At 73.4% G+C, this 19,586-nt stretch carries 10 protein-coding genes; 3 read left to right on the plus strand and 7 right to left on the minus strand.

Features of this window, described 5'->3' with window-relative positions:
• Positions 1–123: 123 nt before the first annotated feature.
• Positions 124–3,750 (minus strand): ATP-dependent helicase, encoded by a 3,627-nt coding sequence (locus NQO67_RS24100; RefSeq protein WP_374119077.1) that lies wholly within the window; start codon positions 3,748–3,750, stop codon positions 124–126.
• 174 nt (positions 3,751–3,924) lie between these two features.
• Positions 3,925–4,362, minus strand: a complete 438-nt coding sequence (locus NQO67_RS24105) for an MGMT family protein (RefSeq protein ID WP_255952293.1) — start codon at positions 4,360–4,362, stop codon at positions 3,925–3,927.
• Positions 4,363–4,538: 176 nt separating this feature from the next.
• On the opposite strand from NQO67_RS24105, the gene NQO67_RS24110 reads away from it, so the two are divergent.
• The 3 genes from NQO67_RS24110 to NQO67_RS24120 all read left to right on the plus strand — a co-directional run bounded on the left by NQO67_RS24110 (position 4,539) and on the right by NQO67_RS24120 (position 11,152).
• The gene (locus tag NQO67_RS24110; protein ID WP_374119078.1) at positions 4,539–7,661 is read left to right on the plus strand and encodes a lysylphosphatidylglycerol synthase domain-containing protein; all 3,123 of its coding nucleotides are present in this window, start codon (positions 4,539–4,541) and stop codon (positions 7,659–7,661) included.
• Between the two features lie 203 nt (positions 7,662–7,864).
• Complete coding sequence (locus NQO67_RS24115; protein ID WP_255952295.1) at positions 7,865–9,436, plus strand: alpha/beta hydrolase; 1,572 nt, start codon at positions 7,865–7,867, stop codon at positions 9,434–9,436.
• A 132-nt stretch (positions 9,437–9,568) separates the two neighbouring features.
• Positions 9,569–11,152, plus strand: a complete 1,584-nt coding sequence (locus NQO67_RS24120) for an alpha/beta hydrolase (RefSeq protein WP_255952296.1) — start codon at positions 9,569–9,571, stop codon at positions 11,150–11,152.
• A 140-nt stretch (positions 11,153–11,292) separates the two neighbouring features.
• Here NQO67_RS24120 and moeZ read toward each other — a convergent pair whose 3' ends face one another.
• The 5 genes from moeZ to NQO67_RS24145 form a co-directional block, all read right to left on the minus strand.
• Positions 11,293–12,471: an adenylyltransferase/sulfurtransferase MoeZ gene (moeZ, locus tag NQO67_RS24125; protein ID WP_255952297.1), complete on the minus strand. Its 1,179-nt coding sequence runs from the start codon at positions 12,469–12,471 to the stop codon at positions 11,293–11,295.
• Positions 12,472–12,753: 282 nt separating this feature from the next.
• On the minus strand, positions 12,754–13,725 hold the full coding sequence (locus tag NQO67_RS24130; protein WP_255952298.1) for an NAD-dependent epimerase/dehydratase family protein: 972 nt from the start codon (positions 13,723–13,725) through the stop codon (positions 12,754–12,756).
• A gap of 120 nt (positions 13,726–13,845) precedes the next feature.
• Entirely contained in the window at positions 13,846–15,186 is a 1,341-nt protein-coding gene (locus NQO67_RS24135; RefSeq protein ID WP_255952299.1) for a hypothetical protein, read from the minus strand.
• Between the two features lie 302 nt (positions 15,187–15,488).
• A complete protein-coding gene (locus tag NQO67_RS24140; protein ID WP_255952300.1) occupies positions 15,489–17,558 on the minus strand; it encodes a DUF3492 domain-containing protein in 2,070 nt (689 codons plus the stop codon).
• A 253-nt stretch (positions 17,559–17,811) separates the two neighbouring features.
• Positions 17,812–19,578, minus strand: a complete 1,767-nt coding sequence (locus NQO67_RS24145; protein WP_255952301.1) for a DUF3152 domain-containing protein — start codon at positions 19,576–19,578, stop codon at positions 17,812–17,814.
• Positions 19,579–19,586 lie beyond the last annotated feature (8 nt).

Here is a 19,586-nt window from a genome sequence, read left to right on the forward strand (position 1 = left end):
CGGTCGTACGCCGGCACCACGAAAGGGCTACGCGCCGGCTGGACGACGGCGGTCACGCGCCGGCACCGTGCGCCCCGCGCGCAGGACCGTCGCCGGGGTCGGCCCAGGACCGTGGCGATGCGCCTATTCCACCACGTGATGCCCCTCGGGTCGGGCGCTGCACGCCGCCTGGAAGGCGCAATGGGTGCAGTGCTGACCCGTACTGGGCACGAAACGTTCGTCGAGGACCTTGCCGGCGGCCGTGGCCAGCAGATCACCGACCCACTCGCCCGACAGCGGCTCCTGGGACTGCACCTTGGGGAAGGTGTCGCCACCGCCCTTCTTGGGAGCGCCCTGCCGCAGCTGTACGAGCTCTGCGCCACCCGGTTCGGGGGACGCCCCGTCGAAGACGTCGTTCACGGCGCCCTCGCGCACGGCGAGCTGGTAGACGGCGAGTTGTGGATGGCGCGCCACCTCGGCCGCGGTGGGTGCCTGCTTGCCGGTCTTGAAGTCGACGACGTAGGCGCGTCCTTCGGTGTCCCGCTCCACGCGGTCCATGGCGCCCCTGATGCGCACCTCGAAGGAGCCCGCCTCCAAGGTGACGTCGAAGCCGTGCTCGCCCACCACCGGGGTCCGACCGCCGCGGTCGGTGACATGCCACTTGAGGAAACGTTCGAGCGCGGCGCGGGCGTGCTCCTTCTCCTGAGCGGACTTCCAGGGCGCGTCGAAGGCGAGCGCGTCCCAGACCGAGTCGAGCCGTTCCATGAGGACGCCGAGATCGGCCGGGGTGCGCCCGGAGGCCACCTCGTCGGCGAGGACGTGCACCACGTTGCCGAAGCCCTGGGCGGCCGTGGCCGGGCTGTCGGCCTTGACCTCACGGGACAGGAACCACTGCAAGGCGCAGGTGTTGGCGAGTTGGTCCAGCGCGCTCCCGGAGAGCACGACGGGCCGGTCGCGATCCCGCAGTGGCACCTTGCTCTCCGTCGGCTCCGCCATGCCCCACCAGCGGTACGGGTGCGCGGCGGGCACCATGGGGCGCCCCTCGGTGTCGTCGAGCGCTGCGAGCCGGGCGAGGCGGCGCGCAGCGGCCTCCCTGAGCGTGCTGGAGGCCTGCGGGTCGACGGTGGTGGCGCGCAACTCGGCGACCAGCGCGGCGACGGACAGCGGCCGACGCGGCCGGCCGGTGATGTCCTTCGGGGTGATGCCGAGTTCGGTGAGGAAGCGGGAGGGCTGGTCACCGTCGTCGGCGGCCGCCTTGACCGCGGTGACGACGAGCCGGTCCGACGCACGCGTGGCCGCCACGTAGAACAGCCGCCGCTCCTCGGCGAGCAACGCGCCGGGCGTCAGCGGTGCGGCGAGACCGTCGCGGCCGATGCGGTCGGCCTCCAGGAGCGAGCCACGGCGGCGCAGATCGGGCCACAGGCCCTCCTGGACCCCCGCCACCACGACCAGGCGCCATTGCAGCCCCTTGGCGCGGTGCGCGGTCATCAGGCGTACGGCGTCGGGGCGCACGGCGCGCCGGGTGAGGGTGTCGGCGGCGATGTCCTGTGCCTCCACCTCGGCCAGGAAGTTCAGTGCGCCGCGTCCCCCGGTGCGCTCCTCGGCGCGGGCCGCGGTCGCGAAGAGGGCGCACACGGCGTCGAGGTCACGGTCGGCGTTGCGCCCGGCGGGCCCGCCGCGGCGGGCCGCACGCTCCAGGCGCTGCGGCCAGGGGGTGCCGTCCCACAGGGCCCACAGCGCTTCCTCCGCGCTGCCGCCGCCCGCGAGCAGGACTCGGGCGGTCCGCAGCAGCGCGCCCAGGCGCTGGGCGCCGCGCGCGTACGCCGGGTCGTGCGCGACGAGGCGTTCGGGCTCGGTCAGGGCGCGCGCCAGCAGCTCGTCGGAGGGCGGGGGCACCGGATTGCCCGCCGCGCGCTCCTCGTCGCGCAGGGCACGGCCGAGCCGCCGCAGATCGGTGGCGTCCATGCCGGCCAGCGGCGAGGCCAGCAGGGTCAGCGCGCTCTCGGCGTCGAGCCAGGCCCCGCCGGTCCGTCCCGGTGATCCGGACCCGTCCTGGGGAACCGCCTCCCGAGCGCTCTCCTGGAGACCGTCCTGCGCCGCAGCCCGCCCCCCGGGAACGTCTTCCGCATCGCCCTTCGGTGAGGACGCACCCATCGTCCCGCCCGAGCCGGACCTCTCCCCAGCCGCGGCCTCCGGCTCCGCATCGTCCTCATGGAGAACGTCCTCCTGCTGGCGGGGAACGTTCTCCTGGGGCTCGGCCTGCGCCGCAGCCCGCCCTTCGGGAGCGTGCTCCTCGGTGTCCCCCTGGGCAGGCTCCGGATCGTCCGCCGCCTCCTGGAGCCGCCCCCGCTGCCCACCGTGCCGCTCCGCGTCGCGTGCCGCCGCCGTGGCCACCGCCTTGAGGGCGGTCAGCAGCGGCGCCACCGCGGGCTCGTGACGCAGGGGGAGGTCGTCACCGTCGATGTCCAGCGGGACGCCGGCGGCGGTGAGGGCGCGGCGCACCCCGGGAATGGTGCGGGATCCGGCGCGCACCAGGACCGCCATCTCGCTCCAGGGGACACCGTCCTCAAGGTGTGCACGGCGCAGCAGATCGGCGATGTGCTCCAGTTCCGCGCCGGGCGTGGGGAACGTGCAGACCTCGACCCGTCCCCCGTCACGTGCCGGGTCGGGCTCGCGGTGTGCACGCACCTGCCGGGCCGGCAGCCGCGTCAGGGGCATCCGTCGGGTGAGCTCGCGCGTGGTGGCGAGCAGGCGCGCCCCAAGGCGCCGGGACGTGCGCAGCACGTGCACCGGCGCGGGGCTGCCGTCCGCTCTGGGAAAGGCGTCCGGGAAGTCCAGGATGCCGTTCACATCGGCGCCCCGGAACGCGTAGATGGACTGGTCGGGGTCGCCGAACGCATACAGGGTGCGTCCGCCTCCGGCGAGCGCGTCCAGCAGCCGCACCTGGGCCGGATCGGTGTCCTGGTACTCGTCGACGAACACCGCGTCGTACTGCGCGGCGAGCGGTGCGGCGACCTCCGGGCGGTGCGCCAGCAGCACGGCGCGGTGCACCAGCTCCGCGTAGTCGAGCACGCCCTGCATGTCGAGCACGTCCAGGTACTCGGCGAGGAAGGCCGCGGCGGCGCCCCAGTCGGGCCGGCCGAGGCGGCGTGCGAAGGCACCCAGGGTGTCGGGGGCGAGGCCCAGCTCGCGGCTGCGGGCGAGGACGGCGCGGACCTCGTCGGCGAATCCGCGGGTCGTCAGGCAGGCGCGCAGCTCGTCGGGCCAGCGCACCTGCCCCAGGCCCGCGCGCTCCAGGTCGATCTGGCCGGCGAGCAGCTCGCGGACGGTGACGTCCTGCTCGGGCCCGGACAGCAGCCGCAGCGGGTCGGCGAACAGATCCGCGTCCTGGTGGGCGCGTACCAGCGCGTAGCAGAACGAGTGGAAGGTGGTCGCCCTGGGCGCCCGAGCGGCCCCGGTGCGCAGCGCCATGCGGTCACGCAGGTCCACCGCGGCCCGGCGGCTGAACGTCAGCACCAGGATGCGCTCCGGGGCCGTGCCCTGGGCGATGCGCGCGGCGACGGCCTCCACCAGGGTCGTCGTCTTGCCCGTGCCGGGCCCGGCCAGGACGAGCAGGGGGCCACCGGCGTGATCGACCACGGCACGCTGCGCCGCGTCCAGACGGGGCGGGCGGGTCTGCGCCGGCGGTGTGCGCACGAGTCGGTACGCACCGGGCATCCCCTGTCGAACCCCCGGGTGCGACGGGGGACGGGTGGAGGAAGGGGAGCTCACGTGTATCGCCGGTTCTGGTGGGTGTGCTGGTGGTCGTGCGGCCCAGGATGCCGCGCGGGCGCCGCGGGGCGAGTGGGGACCGCGCCCTTGACGCTACGCCGGACCCGGCCGGCACAGAGCGGCTTCCCCCGTACGGGCGATCGGCGGCTGCGGGGCGCTCGATCGCGGAAGCTTTCAGGTGTGACTCTCTGCGCGACGCTCGCCGTCCCAGCGCGCCCGGCGTACGTCGATACGCGGCAGGTGCCCCTGGGAGCCCTGCCGGGTCCTCCCGCCGCTCCCGGCCGTCCCGGTCCGAGGGTGCGTCGCCACGTCGCGCAGCGGGGTGCCCTCGGCCCGGTAGTGGTCCAGCGCCTCCAGTTCATGGCCGGGCAGCAGCACGCCGTCCGCGCGCACCACGCGCCACCAGGGCACTGCGGCTCCGTAGAGCGCCATCACCCGGCCCACCTGGCGCGGGCCACCCTCCTCAAGCCACTCGGCGACGTCTCCGTAGGTCATGACGCGGCCCGGGGGAATCAGTTCTGTGACTTCCAGCACCTGGTCCGCGTACTCGGGGTACTCGGGATACGCAGCAGCGGCGGACGCTTCGCCCTCTGGACGGCTCTCCTTGCTCATCCACCTCATCCTGCCGTACCCCTACGACAACGGAACGGGATCCGGCACCGAGACCGGACCGTGACCTGGGATGGGTCGTGTCCTGGGGGGCATGGGGCACACTGTGGGACCCCGCACGCCCCCCTGATGCCCCGGGCTGTCAGCGGGACATGCCACCATCATGCGGGCGGTGACAGGTGATACGAGATCAAGAAGACACATCGGAAGAGCAGGGCGTGCACCCCGGTAAGGCGGCGGGCACCTCTGCCGATGCGTCGCGCCCGGAGGCTCCCGTCGCGTCCGCCGGCTCGCACGCCGACAGTCCACGCGCGGACGCGTCCCGGGGGGAGGGTCCCCGGCACGGCAACGGTCAACAGCACTCCAAGGGACACCCCTATGAGGGCGACACCCGGAAGCGTCTTCCTGAAGGCCGGACGGACGGTCCCCACGGGGCCCGTGACGCCGGCGCGGGCGGGGCGCACGAGGCGGGGCGCGGGGGGAGCGAGCGCCCCGCGGACAGGCCCACCGGTCCTACGGTGAGCGGCTCCCACATCGACCGGGTGGAGGGTGACGAACCCCTGCTGCCCGCGCGCGTGCACCGCCCCCTGGACCTGATGCGGCTGCTGCTCGGTCTCCTCGCGATCGCCGTCCTGCTCGCGATCGCCGCGTTCGCACACGGCACCACCTCCGGATTCGAACAGGACATTCACAAGGGCACCGGACAGGCTCCTGACCTGCTCATCAGGTTCGCCGGTCTGGCATCGAGCATCGCCGTGCTCCTGGTGCCGGTCGCGTTCGCCGTCGAGCGGTTGATCAAGCGTGACGGGCTCCGGATCGCCGACGGCGTGCTCGCCGCGGTGCTGGCGCACGGCGTGACCCTCGCGACCGACCTGTGGGTGGCCAGGGCCGCGCCCGCCTCCATCAAGGAGGCGCTCACCCAACCGTCGCCCGGCGACATCCACGCCCTGACCGACCCCGTGCACGGCTATCTCGCACCCGTCATCGCCTATATGACGGCGGTCGGCATGGCCCGCCGCCCCCGCTGGCGTGTCGTCCTGTGGGTGGTGCTGCTGCTCGACGCGTTCGCCATGCTCGTCACGGGCTACACGACACCGTTCTCGATCATCCTGACGGTGCTGATCGGCCTGACGGTGGCGTACGGGACGCTGTACGCGGTCGGTGCACCCAACGTGCGGCCCACCGGGCGGACGCTGCTGGCGGGGCTGCGGCGCGTGGGGTTCCACCCGGTGAGCGCGGCACGCCAGGAGCCGGCGCACGGCGCCCAGACGGGCGGACCGGGCGGCCTGCGCGGCCTGCGCGCCGTCTTCGGCGCGGAGGCCACCGAGAACGCCGACCGCCCCAGGCGGTACTTCGTCACCTTGGAGGACGGCGCCCCCCTGGACGTGACGGTGGTCGACCGCGAGCAGCAGGCACAGGGCTTCTTCTACCGGGCCTGGCGCCGGCTGACGCTGCGTGGCATCACCACCCGCAGCAGCCTCCAGTCGCTCCGCCAGGCACTGGAGCAGGAGGCCCTGCTCGCCTACGCGGCCACCTCCGCAGGGGCCAACGTGCCGCAGCTGATCGCCACCTCCGAGCTGGGCCCGGACGCGGTGATGCTGGTCTACGAGCACACCGGCGGCCGCACCCTGGACACCCTGCCCGACGACGAGATCACCGACGCGCTGCTGCACGACGTCTGGCACCAGGTGAAGGCCCTTCAGGGACGCCGCATCGCGCACCGGAGACTCGCCGGCGACGCCATCCTGGTGGACCACTCCGGCCGGGTCGTGCTGACCGATGTGCGCGGCGGCGAGATCGCGGCCGGCGACCTGGTGCTGCGCATGGACATCGCCCAGTTGCTGACCACCGTGGGGCTGCGGGTGGGCGCCGAGCGCGCCGTCGGCTGTGCGGTGCGCGTGCTGGGTCCGGACGCCGTCGCCGACTGCCTACCGCTGCTCCAGCCGATCGCGCTGACCCGCAGCACGCGCGCGACGCTGCGCAGGCTGGCCCGCGAGCGGTCCCAGCGCGAACGCGAGGCGGTACTGGACGCCGCCCGGCGTGCGAAGGCGCTCCGCCTGGAAGAGGCCTCCCAAGCGCCTGCCGAGACATCTGAGGAGACCTCCGGGGAGCGCCAGGAGACCGGCGAGACCGGCCGGGCCGTCCCCGCCGAGGAGGGCGCCAAGCGCTCCGTGAGCACCCAGCGCACGGACCGGCTGCCGCTGTTCGGCAACCGCGCCCAGCGCGCCGAGCGGGCGGCCGAGCAGCGGGCCGTCGACGAAGCGCTGGAGGAGGCACGCGAGGAGGCGCACGAGGAGGATCTGCTCACCCAGATCCGCCACGAGATGCTGCGCATCCGGCCGCAGGCACCGGTCGAGCCGGCCCGCCTGGAGCGCATCCGGCCGCGCACCCTGGTCAGCTTCATGGCCGGGGCCTTCGGCGCCTACTTCCTGCTGTCGCAGCTGACGCACATCGAGTTCGGCAGCCTCTTCAGCGAGGCCCACTGGGGCTGGGTCGCCATGGCCGTGCTGTTCTCCGCGCTGAGCTACCCGGCGGCGGCGATGAGCCTGCTGGGCTACGTGCCCGAGCGGGTGCCCTTCATGCGGACGGTCGCCGCGCAGGTCGCAGGGTCGTTCGTGAAGATCGTGGCGCCCGCGGCGGTGGGCGGCGTGGCCCTCAATGCGCGCTTTCTGCAACGCGCCGGGGTACGCCCGGGGCTTGCGGTGGCGAGCGTCGGGGCGTCCCAGCTGTTCGCGCTCGGCAGCCACTTCGTGATGCTGCTGGTCTTCGGCTATCTGACCGGCACGGAGAAGACACCGTCCCTGACGCCGTCCAGGACCGTGATCGGCGGTCTGCTCACGGTCGCGGTACTGGCTCTGGTGGTGGCCTCGATCCCGTTCCTGCGGAAGTTCGTGGTGACCCGGGTGCGCTCGCTGTTCGCGGGTGTCGTACCGCGCATGCTGGACGTGCTCCAGCGGCCGCAGAAGCTGCTGGCCGGCATCGGCGGCTCCGTGCTGCTGACGGCCGCTTTCGTGATGTGCCTGGACGCCTCGATCCGCGCGTTCGGCAACGACAGCACCCACCTGAGCCTGGCCAGCGTGGCGGTCGTGTTCCTGGCGGGCAACGCGCTGGGGTCCGCGGCACCCACACCCGGTGGCGTCGGCGCGGTCGAAGCCACCCTCACGGTGGGTTTGATCGCGATCGGCCTGCCCAAGGAGGTCGCTGCGCCGGCCGTGCTCTTGTACCGGCTGCTGACGCTCTGGCTGCCGGTGCTGCCCGGTTGGCTGTTCTTCAACAACCTGACGCGCAGGGGCGCGCTCTGAACGACCGGGGCTCCTCGCCCGGGTCGACGCGCCCCCTTCCAGGACCACCCGAGCGGTCACCGACGACCAGGGAAAGCGGCCCATAAGGCACCCGTGTGGCCCTGCGGCCCGGCACGCCACCCGGGGGTGACCGAGCGTGCGGACGTCACCCGCACGGCCTCCGGTCCCGAGCGCCGTGCGCCGGCCCGCCGCACGATGGGCACATGCACACGCCGATCCAGCTGCGCGGCGCCGCCCTGGCCGCCACCACCGTCCTGCTGTCCGCCTCCGTGGCAGGCTGCGGCGAGGCCAGGGGCAACGGTCCGGGCGACCGGGACGTCCAGGAGGACTCCCTCACGTCGCAGAAGCTCAGCTGGAAGGAGTGCCCCGCGCCATCGGAGTCGGAGGGCGGCGGAGGCGCACCCTCGCCGCTGCCCGGCGGCACCAAGTGGCAGTGCGCCACCCTGAAGGCGCCGCTCGACTGGCAACACCCCAAGGGGAGCACGATCGGCATCGCGCTCATCCGCGCGACGGCAAGCGGCCCGAAGAACCGGCGCATCGGCTCGCTGATCTTCAACTTCGGCGGCCCCGGCGGCTCCGGGGTCACCACGCTGCCCGCCTTCGGCACCGAGTACAACAAGCTCCGCACCCGCTATGACCTGGTCAGCTTCGACCCTCGCGGGGTGGGCAGGAGCGCGGGGGTGCGGTGCAAGAACGACAAGCAGCTCGACGCCTACTTCCAGCAGGACTCGACTCCCGACACCAGCGCCGAACGCACCGCGTTCGTACGCTCCACCAAGTCCTTCAACGCGGCCTGCGAACGCAACTCCGGAAAGCTGCTCCCGCATGTCGGCACCGAGGACGCAGCCCGCGACATGAACCTCATGCGCCAGGTGCTCGGCGACGACAAGCTGTACTACTTCGGCATCTCCTACGGCACCGAGCTCGGCGGCGTCTACGCCCACCTGTTCCCCCGCAAGGTCGGCCGGGCCGTGTTCGACGCCGTGGTCGACCCCACCGAGACGCCGGAGCAGAGCGCGCTCGCCCAGGCCCAGGGCTTTCAGCTGGCGCTCGACAACTTCGCCAAGGCCTGCGTGGCGCAGTCCGGCGGCTGCCCCATCGGCGACAGCCAGCAGGACGTGGAGAACCGCATCGCACGCCTGCTCAAGAAGTTGGACAGCAAGCCGATCAACGGCCTGGGCGCGCGCAAGCTCACCCAGAGCGCCGCCATCAACGGCGTCGCCCAGTCCCTGTACTCCAAGGACTTCTGGCCCTACCTCACGGAGGGCCTCGACGACGCCTACCGCGGTGACGGCCGCATCCTCATGATGCTGTCCGACGCGATGAACGGCCGCAACGAGGACGGCCACTACAGCAACATCCAAGCCGCCAACATCGCCATCAACTGCGCCGACGACAAGGCGCGTTACACGACAGCGGACGTCGAACGGCGGCTGCCCGCCTTCCGCAAGGGCGCGCCGCTGTTCGGCGACTACCTGGCGTGGTCGATGCTCAGCTGCACCGGCTGGCCCGTGCGCGGCGCCGTGCAGCACCCCGACGTGAGCGCCCCGGGCGCCCCGCCGATCCTCGTCGTCGGCAACACGGGCGACCCGGCCACCCCCTACCGGGGAGCCCGGAGGATGGCCGACCAACTGGGCCCGGGCGTCGGTGTCGAGTTGACGTGGAAGGGCCAGGGCCACGGCGCGTACGACAGCGGCGACAAGTGCGTGCGCAACGCCGTGGACGGCTACCTGCTCGACGGGAAGGTGCCGCGGGACGGCACCGTCTGCTCGTAGGCCGGCTCCCCCGCCCCGTCCCCTCGCTCGCCCGGCAGCGGATCACTCTGCGTGACACGCGCTGTCAGTGCCGCCGCCTACTATGTCGTGACTGGCCATCCGTGGGGGATCCAGTGCGAGGGGGGCATACCGATGGTGCGATTCGGGCGGGCGGCTGCGATCACGGTCGCCGGGGCGCTGCTGGTCGCCGCGTGCGGCTCGGGCGGCGGCTCGGCCGACGATGACGGTTCGCCCACCCGGCGGGAGCACCCCTCCGCGTCCTCGAGCCACTCCGCGGAAGGCCCGTCCGACCGGGCCAGGGCGACGGTCGCGTTGCCGGCCTCGTTGACCGGGCAGCAGTTGCACTGGGGACCGTGCAAGGCGAGCGACGGCGGCGCTGCGCCAGGCGGCGGATGGCAGTGCAGCACCATGAAGGCCCCGATGGACTACGCCAAGCCGGACGGCAAGACGATCGGCATCGCCCTGATCCGCGCCCGGAGCACCGGTCACGGCTCCCGTATCGGCTCCCTGGTCTTCAATTTCGGTGGCCCCGGCGGCTCCGGTGTCTCCCTGCTGCCGCCCTTCGCGGGAATGTACGGCGCATTGCAGGAGCGGTACGACCTGGTCAGCTTCGATCCACGCGGGGTCGGCGCCAGCGAGGGCCTGCGCTGCCGCAGCGACCGGCAGATCCAGGCCGCCGAGTCGGTGGACCTCTCCCCGGACACCTCAGCGGAGGAGAAGGCCTTCTTCCATGACGCGGCGGACTTCGGCGCCGGCTGCGCACGCGCCGCCGGCCCCCTGCTGTCGCACCTGTCCACCGCCGAGACGGCCCGCGACATGGACCTGCTCCGCCACCTCCTGGGCGACGACAAGCTGCACTACTTCGGCATCTCCTACGGCACCGAGCTCGGCGGCGTCTACGCCCACCTCTTCCCGCAGCACGTGGGCCGCCTCCTCCTGGACGCCGTCGTCGATCCCACAGCGGACTCCATGACGCAGGAGAAGAACCAGACCCGCGGTTTCCAGCGCGCGCTCGACAACTACCTCACGTCCACCGGCCAAAACGCCGACAAGGGCACCGAAAAGATCGCCGACCTGCTGAAGCGGCTGGACGCCAAGCCGCTGCCCACGTCCGGCGGCCGGAAGCTGACCCAGTCGCTGGCCGTGCTCGGCATCTCCGGGTCGCTCTACAGCAAGCAGTCCTGGCAGCAGCTCACCGAAGCCCTGCGACTGGCGGAGGAAGGCGACGGAACCACCCTTCTGCGGCTCGCCGACGCCTACAACGAGCGCACGGCTGCCGGCCACTACAGCACCCAGAGCCACGCCCAGCGCGCCATCTCCTGCCTCGACAGCAAGGAGCGTGACACGCCGGCGCGGGCCAAGCAGGAGCTCTCAGCGTTCCGCGCGATATCGCCGGTCTTCGGGGACCTGATGGCATGGGACTCGGCGGGCTGGTGCCACGACTGGCCGGTGCCCGGCCTCGAGGACACTCCCGCCGTGAGCGCCCCCGGCGCCCCGCCCGTGCTGGTCGTGGGCAACACGGGCGATCCGGCCACCCCGTACGAGGGCGCCCGGAAGATGGCCGACGAGCTGGGCAAGGGCGTCGGCATCGAGCTGACCTGGAAGGGCCAGGGCCACGGCGCCTACGGCAGCGGAAGCAGCTGCGTGGACGGCACGGTGAACGCATACCTGATCGACGGCAAGGTGCCCGAGGACGGGAAGGTGTGCGCCTCGTAAGGGGCACCATCGAAGGCCGACCTGGGTTGTCGTCCCTGAGACGGGGCAGGTGCCCGGACGGCGAAGGGCCCGGTCCCTTGCGGAACCGGGCCCTGCCCGATCGATTCGGTGCACCGCGTCTCGCCGGCAGATCCGGCCGATCAGTACACCGGCTTCTGCGGCTCGATCTGGTTGACCCAGCCGATGACGCCACCGCCGACGTGCACCGCGTCCTGGAACCCGGCGGACTTCAGGACGGCGAGGACCTCCGCGCTGCGGACACCCGTCTTGCAGTGCAGGACGATCTTCTTGTCCTGCGGCAGCGACTCCAGGGCGCTGCCCATCAGGAACTCGTTCTTCGGGATGAGCCGGGCGCCGGGGATGGAGACGATCTCGTACTCGTTCGGCTCGCGGACGTCGATGATGTCGATGTTCTCGCCGTCGTCGATCCACTCCTTGAGCTGCTTGGGAGTGATCGTCGACCCGGAGGCCGCCTCTTGGGCCTCCTCGGACACGACGCCGCAGAAGGCCTCGTAGTCGATGAGCTCGGTGACGGTGGGGTTCTCACCGCAGACGGCGCAGTTCGGGTCCTTGCGGACCTTGACCTGGCGGTACTGCATCTCCAGCGCGTCGTAGATCATCAGCCGGCCGACCAGCGGCTCGCCGATGCCGGCGAGCACCTTGATGGCCTCGTTGACCTGGATGGAGCCGATCGAGGCGCAGAGCACACCGAGCACGCCGCCCTCGGCGCAGGAGGGAACCATGCCGGGGGGCGGGGGCTCCGGGTAGAGGCAGCGGTAGCACGGGCCGTGCTCGGACCAGAAGACCGAGGCCTGGCCGTCGAATCGGTAGATGGAGCCCCACACGTACGGCTTGTTCAGCAGCACGCAGGCGTCGTTGACCAGATAGCGGGTGGCGAAGTTGTCCGTGCCGTCCACGATCAGGTCGTACTGGCTGAAGATCTCCATCACGTTCTCGGCCTCGAGCCGCTCCTCGTGAAGGATGACCTCCGTGTACGGGTTGATGCCCTTGATGCTGTCCCGGGCGGACTCGGCCTTGGAACGGCCGATGTCGGCCTGGCTGTGGATGATCTGGCGTTGCAGGTTGGACTCGTCGACCTCGTCGAATTCCACGATGCCGAGCGTGCCCACACCTGCGGCTGCCAGGTACATCAGGGCCGGCGAGCCGAGGCCGCCGGCGCCGACACAGAGCACCTTCGCGTTCTTCAGCCGCTTCTGTCCTTCCATCCCGACATCGGGGATGATCAGGTGGCGGGAGTACCTGCGGACCTCGTCTACGGTGAGCTCATCTGCTGGCTCTACCAAGGGTGGCAGCGACACGGAGACCTCGATTGGGGGCTGGTCGGGCGTTCAGTACGAATCTCCCCCGCCCCTACGCATGCGGGAGCCGGGGAAGCTGTCAGTCGTTCAACACTGCCATGGCCCGTTTCATTCCGAGACACGTTGTCCGCTGACCGAGACGCCCGGATCCACCAGGCGGGCAGCATCACGGGCGCCCTTCCGCCTGGAAGGAGGGCCTGCGCACCGGTGACGACGCCTGTCCGTCGCCACCGGTCCGCCCCCGCCGCCCCGGGACCGCCCGGGCTTCGACCGGCCGCCGGGTCAGATGCGGCAGGCGGCCTCCATCCAGATGTCCGCGAGCGACTCCTCCAGGGTGATGCGCGGCCGCCAGCCGAGCCGGTCGCGTGCGGTGCGCACGTCCGCCTGCTGCCAGCTCCCGCAGCCGTCCGGATACGGGAAGGCGGCGGGCAGGGCGTGGTCGTGCTCGGTGCGCGGGTGGCCGATGCCGGGACGCATCGGTCCTGAGCCGGCGCCCGGATGCATGTCCAGCTCGTGTAGCGACCCGCCGTACCCAGCGACCCGGGCGAGCACGGCGGCAGCGTCGCGCAGTCGGACGGCGCGGCCCGAGCCGATGTTCACGATGCCCTGGGCGGCGGAGAGCGAGGCCGCGTGGACGGCACGGGCGATGTCGCGTACGTCGACGAAGTCGCGCTGCACCCCGAGGCCGCCGAGTTTCAGCTCGGCGTCGCCGGCCTGGATGGCGCGCCGCATGGCCTCCGCGAGGCGGCCGAGTGGCGCGCCGGCCGGGGTGCCGGGGCCGGCCGGCGAGAACACCCGCAGTACCACCGCGTCCAGGCCGGAGCCGAGCACCAGCTCCGTCGCTGCGAGCTTGCTCACACCGTACGGCCCACCGGGCCGCGGCACGGCGTCCTCCGCCGTGGAGGAGCCCGGCTGGCTGGGCCCGTACTCGGCACCGCAGCCGAGGTGCACCAGCCGCGCCCCGCAGCCGCTCCGGCGCAGCGCCTCGCACACGGTGGCGACGGAGACCGTGTTGTGCCGGATCAGCTCGCGCGCACCGCCACGGATCGCCCCCGCGCAGTTGATGACGACACCGGGGTGGACGGCGTCCAGGAAGCGGGTGAGCGCTCCGGGGCTGCCGGTGGCGAGGTCGAACCGTACGTCCGCGTCATCACCGCGGCCGAGCGCGGTGAGCTGGACGGCGGGGTCGGCCAGCAGCCGGTCGGCCACGAACCGGCCCAGGTATCCGCCCGCTCCGATCAGCAACACCCTCACAGGGCGACCCCCCGTGCGCGGGCTCGGACAAGGGTGGTGGTCATCTGGCGTTTCTCCTTCGGGAAGGTACGTCTTGTTCTTGCTGTTTCGCATTGGTTCTTGGGAGTGCGCCCTGCCGGATCACGAGGCCGGGTGGCCCGACGGAGGACGGGCCGGGACCAGGTGGCTCGACGGGGGATGGGCGGAGGCACGGGTCAGTGCGTGGGTGGCGTACGTCAGGAGAGCCAGGGCGGCTGCTCCGCAGACCACGCCGGGCACCGCGCCGGGCCCGACCGCGCCGACCGCGGCCTCGAGGGCTGCGGCGGGTCGACCGCAACCCGGCAGGTGGGCGGCGCAGACGACGCCGAAGGTCAGCGCCTCCGTGGCGCCCGCCGCGCCCAGCAGCAGCGCCGGCGCACGGGTGCAGCCGTGCACCGCGAGCAGCCTGGCCAGCATCAGCAGCACACCGAGCGCGCCCACGCCCACGTATCCGGTGTCCTGGTGGACGACGCTCGCGGCCAGCGTGAGCAGCGCGGTGAGGCTCCAGAGGAACAGGGCCAGCGCGGCGAACAGCAGCGGCCGCATGGTGGCGGTGAATTCGGTCAGACAGCGGCTGCGGGCCAACCGGCGCCGGGCACCGGCGACGAACAGCCGCGCGCAGCAGGCCGCCGGGACGGCGGCGAACGCCAGCACCAGCACCGTGACCTGGGCCGGCGCATGCATGAAGGGCTGGATCGGGTCCGTGTCGGGTGCGGCGCCCGCGGGCCAGGGGCTTGATGCGCCGGCGCCGTGCGCCGCGGACGGCGCCCATGGCGTGCCGGTGCCACCGTCGGAGGGCGCCCGAAGCGCGGAGAGCATGCGCCGGAGGGTACGGACCACTCCGGGGCCGCCGTCCGCGAGAGCGGCGCGCAGCAGGCCGTCGCCCACGAGCGCGTAACCGAGAAGTACGCAGGTCCACGCGCGGGTGGCGATGCCGGTACGGCGCCGGGCGCGCAGGGGCCCGTACCGCAGGACGAGGCAGGACGCGGCCGTCGCGGCGAGGATCCCGCCCGATCCGACGGCGAGCCGTACTCCTCCCGTGCTGAGCCGTAGCCCGGCCAGGAGCAGGACGCCGGCGGCACCGGGCAGCAGCGCCACGACGAACCAGCCGGCGTACGCCCACAGGGTGCGCAGCCGCGCGCTGTAGGCGGCCGCGATGCGCGCGATACCCGACCATGCGCGCTCCCACCTGGCGCACAGGCGCGCCCCCGGACCCGCCTCGCTCCACACCGCCGGCGTGCGCCCGGCCATGGACGCCGTCCCCGTGTCATCGGCGTGCGCCACGCGCGCGTACATCTCCTCCGCAAGCGAGAACACGTCCCGGTGCCGGAAGCGCCCCACGGTGCGATCGGTGATCCCGGCCGCTTCGAGCCCCACGGCGACCTCCAGCGGATCGACGGCACGCTCGCACAGCTCACGGTGCTGGTGCAGCAGCGCCCGCACCGGGTCGGCGGGTCCCCTCCGCGCCGGCGCGGAGGCCGCTCGCCAGGCCGGCGGACGGGCCGGCGGAACGGGGCGGGGGGCAGCGGCAACCCGGGCGCGGGGCGAGGGTGGTGCGACCACGGTGGATGCGGAGCCGCCCACCGCGCCGGCTCCGGATCCTTCCCGTGCGACGGCCACCGCCGCCGGCACTGCCGCCGTGGGAGTACCCGGCGGACGGGCCACCGCCCCATGCGCCGAAGCCGGGGTCGGGGTCGGGGTCTGGTTCAGGTTCAGGTTCGGAACCGGCGGGCAGGGCTCCGCGCTCATCGGGCATCCTCCCGCGCCGCCACGCCGGCCGGCGCAGCTCCCAGCACCACCCGCTCCTCGTGGACCGCGCGCCCCGCGGAAGCCGCCAGCCCCGCGGAAGCCTCGTGTTGCGCGGAAGCCGCCTGCATCACGGGAGCCCTCTGCCCCGCGGACGGCGCCGGCCTCTTGGGCGGCCCCGCGGGCGCCGCCCACGCCGCACGCCGCGTCAAGGCCTGAGCCTGCCCCCGCCCGGCCGACCCCGCGCGCTCGGGCTCGCCGCGTCGCGTGCGGCAGTGCGCCGCAAGGTCCGCGTACATGCTTTCGTAGGCCCTGATGTTCTGCTCGACACTGAACAGTTCGAGCGCCCGCGCACGCGCTGCGGCGCCCAGGCGGGCACGTCGGACGGGGTCGCGCAGCAGGGTCAGGCATGCGTCGGCGAGCGCCCGCGGATTGCGTGGCGGTACGACGAGCCCGGTGCCGCCGATGACCTCGACGACCGCACCGACATCCGTGGACACCGTGGCCCGACCGCTGAACATGGCCGCCACGAGGCTGACCGGAAAGCCCTCCACGGTGCTCGACAGCACCACCACGCTGCCCGCCGCACAGGCGTCGGCGAACCGCCCGACGCCCAGTGCGCCCTCCACCTCACCCGCCGCTCGCGCGCCCATCCGCGCGCCGGCGCCGTCCGCCGCGTCCGGGACCTCGAACGAGACCGGGTTCTCGCCGGTGCTGTACGCGTCCGCGGCCTCGTCCGGGAAGAGCTGGGCAGCGAGTGCCTTGCAGCGTGCGGCGTAGTCGGCCGCCTCAGGGCCGGGCGCGGGGACGCCGACGATACGGAGCCGGGTGCCCGGCTCCGCCCGGTGGACCTCGGCAAAGGCGTGCAACAGCAGGACAAGGTCCTTGCCGGGCTCGACGCTGCCGACCCAGACGAGCGTGCCGCTCTCCTCGGACCCGCCCTTCACCCCGGGCGCACCACCCTCACCGCGCGCACCGCTCTCGCCAGGCCCACCGCGCCCTCCGAACGCACCGCCCTCACCGACCTCGGCGAAGCACGTCGCGTCCAGGCCGGGGTGTACGGTGCGCAGCTTCCCGCGTGCCGCCCCGCACCGCTCCTGCCAGTGCCGCACCCGGGCGCCCGGGGAGGCGATGCAGGCGGCCTGGCGGTAGGTCTCGGCGGCAAGCCGGCCGTAGAAGGCGGTCAGCAGTCCCCGGACCGGGGCACTCGCGGCGGGGCGCGCCAAGTACCGGGCGCAGAGTGCGCCGCCGTATTCGCTGAGCAGCAGGGGAACGCCCGAGAAGTGCCGGGCGAGCAGGCCGGGCACGGCGGCCGCGCCGCCCGAGGTGACGTGGCAGACGTCGGCCGAAGCGAGCGCGGGGGCGTCGTACCAGTCGAACGACAGGGGCCGGAGGGCACGCTCCATCGCTGCCGCGACGGCGAGCAGGTCGCCGACCCGGGCGAAGTGCGCGGGGCGTAGCGCGCCGGGGGCGCGGCAGGCGTGCTCCAGGACGCGCAGTGCGGCCTCGGATCGCAGCAGGGCCGACGGTGCGCCCTCCTCGCGCGCGAAGCGGGCCAGCGCGTACAAGGCGGCGGCGAAACGGTCCGCCTCGACCACGCCGGTCGCACCGTCTCCCGCGCCCGTGCCCGCGCTCGCTCCCGCGCCCCCGGCGCCCTTCCGCCCCGTCGCGCGCCCACCGCCGCCACCGCGTTCGTGAGCGCCCCACCACGCTCCCCCGCCCCGCAGGTGGCCTTCCCCCGCGTCCCGCGCACCGCTTCCTCCCATGGAGCCGCCGGCGCACACCGCCGCCACCAGCTCCGCGTAGCACTCGAGGAAGCGTCGCCGGGCCCGGCGGCCGTGCCGCACGGCGGGGAACGCGTCGGTCGCCGGCCACAGCGGAGCGGTGTACACCCTGCGGACGGTGCCGGGCAGTTGAACCCAGCCGGCCCGCTCCTGCCGGGCGTCGGCGCTCAGGGCGTAGATGTCGAACTCGTGCTGCCCGAGCCCGCGCACGAGCCGGTCACACCAGAGCAGATCGTCACCGAGCAGGTGCGGGTACCCACTCTCGGTGATCAATCCCACGCGCATGCGTCCGCCCCCGACCTCGCGTCCGGTGAGCCACCGTCGGATCGGCGGCTCGCAGCGCGACGACGGTATGCGGACGCGGTGGTGGTGCGACGGACGGTTGTCCATCGCACCACCGGAAGGGGTGAACGGGCGTAACCTTCCCGCCCGTTCAGCGTTGGTTCACGCGCGTGTGGTCACGCTCGGCGGCGCAGAGCCCCATGGCCCACCGAGCGGCAGCCCCGTGGCGCAGGCCGGACGGTGCGCTCGACGCCGGTCACTTCTCCGGGTAAGGCCACGCGTTGGGCTTGCAGGTGATCCCGTTGTAGGTGAGGAACTTCGTCTGCTGCTGCATGATCGGGGCGAGTGCGCCGTTCTGCGTGCAGACGACGTGGTTGTAGCCGAGCCGGTGGCCGACCTCGTGGTTGATCAGCATCTGCCGGTAGGCGTGGATGCGTTCGTCACCGTAGGTCTTGGCGCCCTTGGCCCACCGGTAGGCGTTGATCACGACACGGTCGGTGGCCGCCGAGTCGCAGGAGACGTTCTCTTCGGAGGTGTCGAGGCCGGACTTGGCGCACCAGGCCGCGGTGGTGCCGGGGCTGGCCAGGGTGATGACGAAGTCCGGCTGCCCGGAGGAGACCCGCTCGAAGGTGCGACCGCCGCCGTGCGCCCAGCTCCGGTCGTCGTTCAGGGTCTTCTGGACGGCCTGTGCGAAGAGCTCGCCGTCCAGGCCGAGGCCCTTCTCCACGTCGACGCGGTAGCGGTAGACCCGGCCGTGCCCGGGCGCCTTGTCGTGCCCGGGGACGGTCGTGAACTTCCCGGACGCCTTCAGATGCGGATCGAGCGGGTAGATCTTCGCCATCTTCTGGGCGTACGTCAGCGGGGCCTGCGCCGGGGCGTGTCGGGCCGGGCCCTCGGGGCGCCCGTCGGAGTCGGGGGATGTCGCGCTCCGACTGGGGCCCTCGCCCAGCGGCGGGGCGTCGTCGGATCGCCCGTGCGTGACCTGTCCCGCGACGACGACGGCGAGCACCGTGGTCACCGCGGCGGCGGCGATCCCGGTGAAGGTACGGCCCTTGCCTCCCGTGGTACGACGCGCCGCGTCGTCCCTGCCCTCGTCCCCGTCGGTCGACGGGTCGTCCGTCACGTCGTCGTCGAACCCACGACCGCCGGGTCCACGCCCCGACACGCCGGCGCTGGCGAGCCGCGCCGATCCGGCGCGCGTCTCACCGCCGGGTGCGCCCGGCGCACCGTACGCGTCCGGGCCACCGGTGCCGTCCGGGCCGTCGGCGCCGGGGAAGAGCCTGCTCGAGCCGGTGCCAACCGTGGTTCCGGCCCGTGGGGTGCGACGGGGCGTGAAGACATCCACGTCGTCATCCATGCCATGGCCGTAGGCGTCATCATCGTCAAAAGCGTCGATGTACTCCTGACGGGGGCCCGGTATGCGCGAACCCGGGACCTGCGGTCCCGTGATGCGCGGGCCCGGCAGCGGGTGCGCTCCGGTGTCCGTCCAGCGCGAGCCCGGCCCTGCCTGCGGGCCGCCGGGCGTGCCCTCGTGCGGGCCGGGCCTGGAGCGCATGCCGTACGTCGGACTGCTGATGGTGCCGGGACCGCCGAACGGACCCCCGGGTCGGCCGCCCGACCTCGGCGGCGCCCCCGGTGCCGTGCCCCAGCCGCCGCCCGGTTCATGGTGCTCCGGATGGCCGCCCCGGGCCTGCGGTGTGCCCTGGGGCGGGGTGACGGGACCGGCGAGGCGCGCTGTTCCGCGGCCGGGGGTGCCGTCCCGTGGCACGCGGGGGGTGCCGTGCTGGGGAGTGAGGTCGTCCGAAGGGCCGCTGCGCGGGCCTGCGCCGGGCAGGCCCGCGGTCGTGCGCCCGGTCGGTCCGCCGTCGGACGCCTGCCCGCCGAAGAACCGCCGGCGCCGCACGGGTTCCGACGGGGCGGGAGTGCCTGGGGTGCCGGGGACGACTGGTGTGCTCCCGGTGTCGACGGGTGTTCTCCCCGTGTCGCCGTCGTCGGCCGGTCCTCGGCGGCTGTGGCGTCCCACGCGTCCGG

It is taken from the genome of Streptomyces odontomachi, from assembly GCF_024435355.1.
Lineage (GTDB): Bacteria > Actinomycetota > Actinomycetes > Streptomycetales > Streptomycetaceae > Streptomyces > Streptomyces odontomachi.

Excerpts from the sequence above, each read along its gene's own strand:
- NQO67_RS24120 (WP_255952296.1), top strand. The coding sequence starts at position 9,569 with ATGGTGCGATTCGGGCGGGCGGCTGCGATCACGGTCGCCGGGGCGCTG.
- NQO67_RS24105 (WP_255952293.1), bottom strand. The coding sequence starts at position 4,362 with ATGAGCAAGGAGAGCCGTCCAGAGGGCGAAGCGTCCGCCGCTGCTGCG.
- NQO67_RS24115 (WP_255952295.1), top strand. The coding sequence starts at position 7,865 with ATGCACACGCCGATCCAGCTGCGCGGCGCCGCCCTGGCCGCCACCACC.
- NQO67_RS24140 (WP_255952300.1), bottom strand. The coding sequence starts at position 17,558 with ATGCGCGTGGGATTGATCACCGAGAGTGGGTACCCGCACCTGCTCGGT.